We start from the raw sequence: 8,138 nt of genomic DNA, 5'->3' as shown, positions 1-8,138 counted from the left end.
TCACGTCACGAAGAGCAAAGCGAACGCAAGAAACTCGATTCTTATTTTCCTCCCGAAGACAAATCTGACCTAAACCAATATCTCCGCTCAATGCGTGCAGAGATGGAGTTCAAGAAAATCTGGGTTGATTTCCCAGTTTTTCAACGCACCTCAAACCTACTTATGGTCGTTTCAGTCTTTGAGTACCATCTCGTTCGATTGGTCGAAGCTGCCTGGCAAGATAAGCGGCCATCGCCGCGAGGCGTCGGCGACGCAATGAAACAGGTTGTCAACGCAGCTCCCTTTTTGAAGGAAGACGACTGCTATGCCGCCGTTGAAAGTGCGATCAAAATCCGTAACCGGTTAGTCCACAGCGGCGGCAGGCTCGGCTCAACTACGCGCTGCGATGAGATAAGAGAGATTGTATCCGAGATGACCTATGCATCTCTGTCTCACAAGGCCCGCTGGGCCGCCAGATTTCCTGATTTGAAGCCAGTTCGCATCTGGAAGTCGGATAGGGGAGATTGGATACGCTTGGAAGAAAACTACGCCCACATTGCAAGTGGGTATTGCAGAGATTTTTACGTTGCAGCTGGCATTGCTCTTGATGCCGGTTGGACACGTTAGCTCACGAATGCCTACCCTCGTCCTCCTCGCCGGTCCGAACGGGGCCGGCAAGACCACCTTCATCAACGGCTTCCTGCGGGAGCGGACGGAGGCGTTTCAATTCGTCAACCCGGATGAAGTCGCGCGTGGCCTGACCGGCGACGGTCCAGCACGTGATCTGGCGGCGGGGCGTCTGGTGCTGGAGCGGCTGGACGTGCTGACGCGCGCCGGGGCGGACGTTATCCTTGAAACCACTCTGGCTACACGCTCACACGCCTTGCGCATTCGACATTGGCGGGCGCTCGGCTACCGGGTGGAGCTGGTCTACCTGCGGCTGCCCAGCGCCGACTATTCGGTTGCACGCGTCGCGCGCCGGGTCGCTCGCGGGGGACACGGCATTCCTGAAGATACCCTGCGCCGCCGCTTTTTGCTCAGCGCCGAGTATCTCGAAACGACCTACAAGCCCGCCGTCGATGCCTGGAAAATCTACGCCAATGGCGGCGACGGTCTCGATCTGCTAGATTGGGGACCGCGATGAACAAGATGCTGATCGACCACGAAACCGCGCTGAAGGCCGCGCGCCGCGCCGCCGAGATGGCGAAGCATGGCACGCGCGAGGAGCAGTCCGGCAAGTTCCTGCCGCCACCCGGCTGGAAGGGGCATCTGGTTACCGCCGCCGACGCCGCGCCTGCGCCGAAGAAGCGGGCCTAAGCTTTCCCTCTCCCGTTGGGAGAGGGACCGCGCTCATTCTCTTTCGTCATCCTCCGGCAAGCCGCGTCTTCGCGGCGCAGACCGGGGGACCCAGCGGCGCCGTCAGGCGAACTTTCAACTCCGCACGATCTCTGGCACCTCGTCCGCGACAGGTTCGCGCTCTCGCGCGCCGCTGGGTTCCGGGTCTCCCCCCGCTTTCGCGAGGGTTCGCCCGGAATGACGACAGGGAGGGAATGCGCAGCTAGCGCCCCTACCTATGCAAGACGTCCCTGCCCCGGCCGTTGAAATCTCTCGCCTTTCGCGAAATCGACGCCCTCTACCCGATCACGCTTCGGGGCGGCCTTAGACTGGCGGGGCGTCCTGTGTCGGGCGCGGGCGACAGGCCGGGGATGGGATGGACGACGATCACAGCTATGACGACGGCGGGTTCGAGGGGCCGCGCGATCCATTTTACGATGCGATGACCCAGCAGGCGCTGCATCAGATCCGCATCCTGCGCGAGGCGGGTCTGGAGCAGACGTATCGTGACGCCCTGCATCACGATTCCTCGCCCGAGGCCGAGGCGGCCTTCTGGCGCGCGCACGGCCTGCCGATGCATCTGTTGCGGCTGCCGGACCTGGTCACCTCGGACCCCGCCGCACGCGCGGCCGACCGGGTGCAGAACCGGGGCTATCGCCGTCTGTCGAAAGAGGCCTGGGAGGCGGCGGGCACGGCCTATCTGGCGGGGTCCACGGCCGAGGAGGTCAGCGCCGTCTATGGCATGGCGGTCAGCACCTTTCGCGCCCGCGCCAAGGACGCGGGCTGGCGGCGCGAGGATCAGCCCGATCCGCTGCGCGAGCCGATCGACCTGGAGGCCGAGACGGCCGAGGGCTTGCCTGACTATGGGGCCATGGCGGCCCACGCCCTGGTGCGGCTGAACCGGGCGCTTCAGGCCGGGCGCGCGCTGGAGGCCGCGCGCTGGGTGCGGCTGCACGCCGACCTGACCCGGATGGCGGCCGCCCCGCCCCCTTCCCCGCCCGCGCCGCCGCCTCTGCCGAAGCCCCCGGCCCAACCGAAGGAACCCGACCTGGGCGAACGCGCCGCCGCCGTCGCCGAACAGGTCGGCCAGATCGCCCGCGAAGCCTGCGCCCTCAAACGCGGCGACTACGCCGGCCGCGACGCCCTGATGGCCCGCCTCGAGGCGCTCGACGACCTGAAACCGGCGCCGAGATCAGACGAATTAGACGAAATAGACGGTGTTTTTGTCCCCCGACCGCCGGACTGACCGTCTCCTCCCCATCGCCTGCGATGGGGAGGGGGACCGCGCCCTTTGGGCGGGGTGGAGGGGCTCTTGAGGCCTCACAGACGTCGATTTTACAGGAGGAACCCCTCCGTCACGGCGCCAAGCGGCGCCGCGCCACCTCCCCGCTGCGCAGGGAGGAGACGGCCTAGACCTCCGACGCGATCTTGCGCAGGGCCTCTTCGAACACCGAGGCCGGCTGGCCGCCCGAGATCAGATATTTGCCCTCGACGACCACGGCCGGGACCGAGGTGATGCCGCGCGCGCGCCACAGGTCTTCGGCCTGGCGCACGGCCTGGGCGTAGCGGCCCGAGGCCAGCACCTCGCCCGCCTCGGCACGGTCCAGCCCGGCCTTTTCGGCGGCTGTGGTCAGGACCCCGGCATCGGTCAGGTTGCGGTTCTCGGTGAAGTGGGCGGTGAACAGCGCCTGTTTCAGGGCCTTCTGCTTGTCCGGCGCCGTCTCATGCGCCCAGTGCAGCAGCCGGTGGGCGTCGAAGGTGTTCCAGATGCGGCTGTCGTCGGTCATGCGCATGTCGAAGCCGACCTCGCCCGCCCGCTCGCGGATCATGGCGCGGTTGGCGGCGGACTGCTCAGGGCTCGCGCCGTATTTGCGGCCGATGTGTTCGACGATGTTCTCGCCCTCGGGCGCGATCTGGGGGTTCAGCTCGAACGGCTGAAAGGCGATGTCGGCGGCGATCCCCTCGTCCTTCAGGGCGTCCAGCGCTGTGTCCAGCCCGCCCAGCCCTACCACGCACCAGGGGCAGACGACGTCGGAGACGAAGTCGATCTTCAGGGTCTTGAGCGGAGCGTTCATGGCGCGGCCTTCTGGAACAGCGTGTGTTGCATAAGGATATGGCGACGCCGCGCCGCGCGGCAAGTCTCAGCCCAGGCTCAAATCCCTGGGCGGGCGGATCCGGCGCCAGCGCGCCTCCACGAAGGCGAAGGCGCCGAAGGCCATCAGCCCCGCCGCCGTCAGCCCCAGGATCCACGATCCGCCCGGCTGGGCCTCCAGCGCATCCAGCGCCGCCGCCGTCGTCGTCACCTCGCCCGAGCGCGCATGCAGCCCCGCCAGAACCACGAACACCCCCAGCGGCAGATAGGCGAACCCGCGCGCCGCATAGCCCGCTCGCGCCAGCGCCGTCGCCGTGCCGCAGAAGGCCTTGGGGCAGGCCAGGGCGTCGTCGAAGTCGTCGCGGACGGCCCTGACGATATTGCCGACGCCGACGCCCAGCACCACCAGCCCCGCCCCGATCAGCAGCACCTCGCCAAACGGCATCCCCAGCAGCATCGCCGCCTTCTCCTGGTTCTCGGCTACGCTCTCGGCCTGGGCCGCAGAGGCGTTCGTCGCCTCGCCGAACTCGTCCAGATATTCGAACACCCCCGACGCCAGCACGCCGTAGAACAGGCCGCTGACCGCCTGGCCCGCGCGCGTTGTCCAGCCCTTCAGGTCCGTCCCTTCATGGTCCGCATCGAACACCGCCTGCAACACCCGCCAGCCGACGAAGGCCCACAGGCCCAGCCCCAGCAGCACCAGCCAGACCTTGCCGAACGGCTGCTCGGCCAGCCAGCCCGCCGCCCCGCTGGTCCCCACCGCATCGCCGATCCGGTCTGTCGCCGCCAGCAGGGTCAGCGCTCCAGCCGACAGGTAAACGAAGCCTCGCGCCCCATAGCCGACCCGCGCCGCCCATTCGATCAGGGTCGCGAGCGGCGGCAGGCGAAGGGTCTTGGCGGCGTTCATGATGTCTCCCACGTCAGGACGCCCTCAACGCGCCGGCCGAGGCAAAGGCTCCGCTTGTCACTGTGTCGACATCCGACAGACGCCGGTGGGCGTATGCCGCTACGGTTCGCATCGTTGGGAGCCGTTCGCTTGAACATCTACGAGTTTCACTTCTTCGACGAGGCGGATCGCCGTCCGCTGCTCGACTTCTTCGACGGCGCCGATGACGCCACGGCGCTGGAAGCTGCGCGGTCGCAGCTGGCGCGCCATGCCTCCTGCGCGGGCGTCGAAGTGCTGGAAGCCGGGCGCCTGGTCGGCCGCGTCACCCGCTGAGCCTCGGCTGCGCTCTGCCCGATCGCGTACACAACGCGGTAAAGACACGACTTTTCCCCAGAAAGCCGCGTGACATATAGCAACGCTGTGTCGAGTTTCGACAGACGCCGCGCTCAGATCGCCTTATGCGCGAACTTATGAACCGCCTCTCGCCTGGCAACCGATTGATCCAAGGGCTGAACCCCGACGATCGCGACGCTCTCCTCGCCATCGCCACTCCGGTGGAATTCGCGCCCGGCCATGTGTTCAGCGAGCCTGACGACGCCATCGAACACCTGCATTTCATCGACAACGGCTTCTGCTCCTCGGTCGCGGTGCTGGAGGACGGCCGGACCGTGGAGACCGTGATGATCGGGCGCGAGGGCGTGCTGGGCGTCGTCGCCTCGGTCGTGCCGCACCATGCCCACACCCGCAGCGTGGCTCAGGTCGCCGGAACGGCGCGCCGGGTGGACGCCGCCAAGTTCCGCGCCCTGTCGGCGCAACGGCCGGGCGTTCGCGACGCCGTCGCCGAATACATGGCCCGACTTCAGGGCGAGTTGGAGCAGTCGGCCGCCTGCAACGCCCTGCACCACGCCGGCCAGCGGTTCGCCAAATGGCTGCTGCGCTGCCACGACCGGGTCGAGGGCGACACCCTGAACCTGACGCAGGAGTATCTGGCCTCCATGCTGGGCTCACAGCGGACCACGGTGAACGAGGCGGCGCAGGGGCTTCAGAAGGCGGGAGCCATCGCCTATTCGCGCGGCCGGATCACGGTGCTGGATCGCGCCGCCTTGGAACGGGCGGCCTGCGAATGCTACCGCCGGGGCGGAGACCGGCAGCCCTAGTCGACCTGGGCGGCCGGCAGTTCGAGCACCGCCTTCAACCCGCCCATGTCGCTGTCCGACAGCATCAGCCGCCCGCCGTAGGCGCGCGTCAGGTCGTCCACGATCGACAGGCCCAGGCCCGAACCTGGCGCGCTTTCGTCCAGCCGCGCGCCGCGCTGCATGACGGTGTCGCGCTGATCGGCCGGCAGGCCCGCGCCGTCGTCTTCGACTACCAAAATCATCTGGCCCAAGCCGCTGCCGCCCGCCGAAACGCGCACCCGGCGCCTGGAGAACTTGGCGGCGTTTTCGATCAGATTGCCCAGGATTTCCTGCAAATCCTGACGCTCGCCCAGGAAGGACAGGCTGTCGGGCGCGCGCCAGTCGATCTCGACGTTCTTGTCGCGGAAGACCTGTTCGATCATCACCGCCAGCTCGTCCAGCACCTCGGCGACGGGCGTCGTCTCGCCCAGACCGTGGGCGGCGCGGGCGGCGGCGCGGGCGCGGCGCAGGTGGTGATCGACCTGGCCCTGCATGATCTTGGTCTGGCGCCGCACCAACTCGGGCAGATCGCCCTCGGTCGTCCCCGCCTCGGCCAGCATGACGGAGATCGGCGTCTTCAGCGCATGGGCCAGGTTGCCGACGTGGGTGCGCTGTCGATCCACGACCTCCTGATTGTGATCCAGCAGGCGGTTCACCTGCTCGGCCAGCGGCTGGATTTCCTGCGGATAGGAGCGGCCGATCCGCGCCGACCTGCCCTTGCGCACATCCGCGATCTCATCGCGCAGGTCGAACAGGGGGCGCAGGCCGATCCGCACCTGGATGAAGACCGCCGATACGAGTCCGAGCCCCAGGATCAGGAAGGCGATCCAGGTTACGCGCGCGAACTGACGCGTGTCCGCATCGACGTCCGAGCGATCCAGCGCCGCGATGAAGATGACCGGATTTTCGTGCCGGGGAATGGACTTCATGCTGGCGGCGACACGCAGCGGCTCGCGCGTCTCGGCGTCGTCCTTGGGGCCGGTGGTGTTGAAGGTGATGACGTCGCCGAAGGCCGCATCCAGGCGCGCAGGCAGGTCGGCGGGCAGTGCCAGGTCATAGCGCCACAGCGAGGTCGAACGCGCCAGGCTGACCAGCCGTCCGTCGGGGCGAACCTCCATGATCTGCCAGTATTTGCCCGACAGCAGCCGCAGAGTTCTGGCGTCCTGGATCTGCGGAATGGCTTCGCCCTGCGGCGTGCGGCTGGCGCCGACCACGATCTCGTCGATCGTTTCGTTGAGCATCGCGCCCAGACGCCGCAGGGCGGATTCCTGAAAGGCCTGGGTCAGCACCAGCGCTGAAATGACCAGAGCGACCACGATCCAGGCCGAGGCCAGCCAGATCAGCCGGCGCGTCAGGGAGCGACCGGGGCGACCGAACCAGCGGCCCCAATCGTGGAGCCCACCGGCGTTGGGTTTCGAAGCCGTCGCCTCGGTCACGCCGGGTCGGATTCGCCCGCCAGCGGCGTCAGCCGATAGCCGAGGCCCCGCACAGTCTCGATCCGGTCCGATCCGACCTTCTTGCGCACCCGGCCGATGAAGACCTCGATGGTGTTGGAATCGCGGTCGAAGTCCTGATCGTAAAGGTGTTCGACCAGTTCGGTGCGGCTGATGACCCGGCCCTGATGCATCATCATGTAGTGCAGCAGCCGGTATTCTAGCGAGGTCAGGCGCAGGGGCTCGCCATTGACGCTGGCCCGCGCCGCGCGGGGATCCAGCCGCAAGCCTCCACACGACAGGGTCGCCGAGGCGATGCCCGCCGAGCGGCGCAGCAGCGCCCGCAGACGCGCCAGCAGTTCTTCGGTATGGAAGGGTTTGGTCAGATAGTCGTCGGCGCCGGCGTCGAAACCCGCCACCTTGTCCGACCAGGCGCCGCGCGCCGTCAGGATCAGAACCGGCGTCGTCTTGCCCTCTCGCCGCCAGCGCTCCAGCACCGACACGCCGTCGATCTTGGGCAGACCCAAGTCCAGGACGATGACGTCATAGGGTTCGTTCTCGCCCAGATAATGGGCTTCTTCGCCGTCCGGTGCATGGTCCACGGCATAGCCCGCGTCGCCCAGCGCCGCCTTAAGCTGACGCGACAGATCCGCGTCGTCCTCGACCAGAAGCACCCGCATCAGTTCGGCCTGCGACGTTGATTGTTGTTGTCGGGACGCGCCTGTCCGGTCTGGCCGTCGACCACGACCTCCCGCACGCGTCCGTCGCGTTCGACCAGGACGGAATAGTTGCCGTCGCGGCGCGGTTGGGTGTCGATGGGGCGACCGCCGCCGGCCTCGCCGCCACGACGACGGGCCTCGTCGGGACTGACGCGCGGACCACGGTCCTGCGAGCGCTGATCCTGGTCGCGCGACTGGGCCTGCGCCGACGTCGTCATGACGGGCGCCAAGGCCAGACCGAGAGCCAGAGCCAAGGCCGGAGGGGCGATCAGGAGAGGGGCGGGTTTACGAAACATGGCGACCGATCTAGTCCCGATCATCTGAACGGGCGCTGAATACGTCGTATAGTTTAAAGCGAACGTCACTCCAAACCGGCGACCAAACCTGAAGACGGCATCCTGACGTCTTTTTCATCCAGATGAACCGAACCTGATCGATCCTGTTCAGAACCGGCTCAGTCGCCGGGTGCTCAAATCGCCTCATCGCTGGTCAACCCGACCGGCACAACATTTGAGGAGA

Annotated in this window: 11 protein-coding genes; 6 read left to right on the top strand and 5 right to left on the bottom strand. The window is 67.0% G+C overall.

The annotated features are described in order from the left end of the window. The 4 genes from BVE01S_RS17065 to BVE01S_RS13955 form a co-directional block, all read left to right on the top strand. Positions 1-606, top strand: a 606-nt coding sequence (locus BVE01S_RS17065) for a hypothetical protein (protein WP_169802124.1), incomplete at its 5' end; no start/stop codon positions are given. Between the two features lie 7 nt (positions 607-613). Then, the gene (locus BVE01S_RS13960) at positions 614-1,123 is read left to right on the top strand and encodes an ATPase (protein WP_066628779.1); all 510 of its coding nucleotides are present in this window, start codon (positions 614-616) and stop codon (positions 1,121-1,123) included. Further along, a complete protein-coding gene (locus BVE01S_RS16870; protein ID WP_157076466.1) occupies positions 1,120-1,296 on the top strand; it encodes a hypothetical protein in 177 nt (58 codons plus the stop codon). Before BVE01S_RS13960 ends, BVE01S_RS16870 begins: the two co-directional genes overlap by 4 nt. A gap of 394 nt (positions 1,297-1,690) precedes the next feature. Further along, positions 1,691-2,560, top strand: coding sequence for a hypothetical protein (locus BVE01S_RS13955; RefSeq protein ID WP_066628777.1), 870 nt, complete (start codon positions 1,691-1,693; stop codon positions 2,558-2,560). Between the two features lie 163 nt (positions 2,561-2,723). On the opposite strand, the gene BVE01S_RS13950 is transcribed toward BVE01S_RS13955, so the two are convergent. Next, complete coding sequence (locus tag BVE01S_RS13950) at positions 2,724-3,389, bottom strand: DsbA family oxidoreductase (protein WP_066628774.1); 666 nt, start codon at positions 3,387-3,389, stop codon at positions 2,724-2,726. A 66-nt stretch (positions 3,390-3,455) separates the two neighbouring features. Continuing rightward, on the bottom strand, positions 3,456-4,313 hold the full coding sequence (locus BVE01S_RS13945; protein WP_066628767.1) for a DUF1206 domain-containing protein: 858 nt from the start codon (positions 4,311-4,313) through the stop codon (positions 3,456-3,458). 129 nt (positions 4,314-4,442) lie between these two features. Here BVE01S_RS13945 and BVE01S_RS13940 point away from each other — a divergent pair, with 129 nt between their 5' ends. After that, entirely contained in the window at positions 4,443-4,625 is a 183-nt protein-coding gene (locus BVE01S_RS13940; RefSeq protein ID WP_055806575.1) for a hypothetical protein, read from the top strand. Positions 4,626-4,750: 125 nt separating this feature from the next. Then, the gene (locus BVE01S_RS13935; protein WP_066628766.1) at positions 4,751-5,449 is read left to right on the top strand and encodes a Crp/Fnr family transcriptional regulator; all 699 of its coding nucleotides are present in this window, start codon (positions 4,751-4,753) and stop codon (positions 5,447-5,449) included. On the opposite strand, the gene BVE01S_RS13930 is transcribed toward BVE01S_RS13935, so the two are convergent. Genes BVE01S_RS13930 through BVE01S_RS13920 form a run of 3 tightly spaced genes read right to left on the bottom strand, consistent with a single transcriptional unit; the run spans position 5,446 to position 7,915 of the window. Further along, positions 5,446-6,903: a sensor histidine kinase gene (locus BVE01S_RS13930; protein ID WP_084375414.1), complete on the bottom strand. Its 1,458-nt coding sequence runs from the start codon at positions 6,901-6,903 to the stop codon at positions 5,446-5,448. The two genes, BVE01S_RS13935 and BVE01S_RS13930, sit on opposite strands and share 4 nt — an antisense overlap. Next, positions 6,900-7,580, bottom strand: a complete 681-nt coding sequence (locus BVE01S_RS13925; protein WP_017505887.1) for a response regulator transcription factor — start codon at positions 7,578-7,580, stop codon at positions 6,900-6,902. The genes BVE01S_RS13930 and BVE01S_RS13925 overlap by 4 nt, the downstream gene beginning before the upstream one ends. Beyond that, positions 7,580-7,915: a hypothetical protein gene (locus BVE01S_RS13920; RefSeq protein ID WP_066628763.1), complete on the bottom strand. Its 336-nt coding sequence runs from the start codon at positions 7,913-7,915 to the stop codon at positions 7,580-7,582. The genes BVE01S_RS13925 and BVE01S_RS13920 overlap by 1 nt, the downstream gene beginning before the upstream one ends. Positions 7,916-8,138 lie beyond the last annotated feature (223 nt).

Origin of the sequence: Brevundimonas vesicularis NBRC 12165, assembly GCF_001592205.1 — a bacterium.
In the GTDB taxonomy this organism is placed as follows: Bacteria; Pseudomonadota; Alphaproteobacteria; order Caulobacterales; family Caulobacteraceae; genus Brevundimonas; species Brevundimonas vesicularis.
This window is presented reverse-complemented; position numbering and strand designations above follow the sequence as displayed.

Coding starts and splice junctions, on each gene's coding strand:
- BVE01S_RS13945 (WP_066628767.1), bottom strand. CDS start 4,313: ATGAACGCCGCCAAGACCCTTCGCCTGCCGCCGCTCGCGACCCTGATC.
- BVE01S_RS13955 (WP_066628777.1), top strand. CDS start 1,691: ATGGACGACGATCACAGCTATGACGACGGCGGGTTCGAGGGGCCGCGC.
- BVE01S_RS13950 (WP_066628774.1), bottom strand. CDS start 3,389: ATGAACGCTCCGCTCAAGACCCTGAAGATCGACTTCGTCTCCGACGTC.
- BVE01S_RS13935 (WP_066628766.1), top strand. CDS start 4,751: ATGCGCGAACTTATGAACCGCCTCTCGCCTGGCAACCGATTGATCCAA.
- BVE01S_RS13920 (WP_066628763.1), bottom strand. CDS start 7,915: ATGTTTCGTAAACCCGCCCCTCTCCTGATCGCCCCTCCGGCCTTGGCT.
- BVE01S_RS16870 (WP_157076466.1), top strand. CDS start 1,120: ATGAACAAGATGCTGATCGACCACGAAACCGCGCTGAAGGCCGCGCGC.
- BVE01S_RS13960 (WP_066628779.1), top strand. CDS start 614: ATGCCTACCCTCGTCCTCCTCGCCGGTCCGAACGGGGCCGGCAAGACC.
- BVE01S_RS13925 (WP_017505887.1), bottom strand. CDS start 7,580: ATGCGGGTGCTTCTGGTCGAGGACGACGCGGATCTGTCGCGTCAGCTT.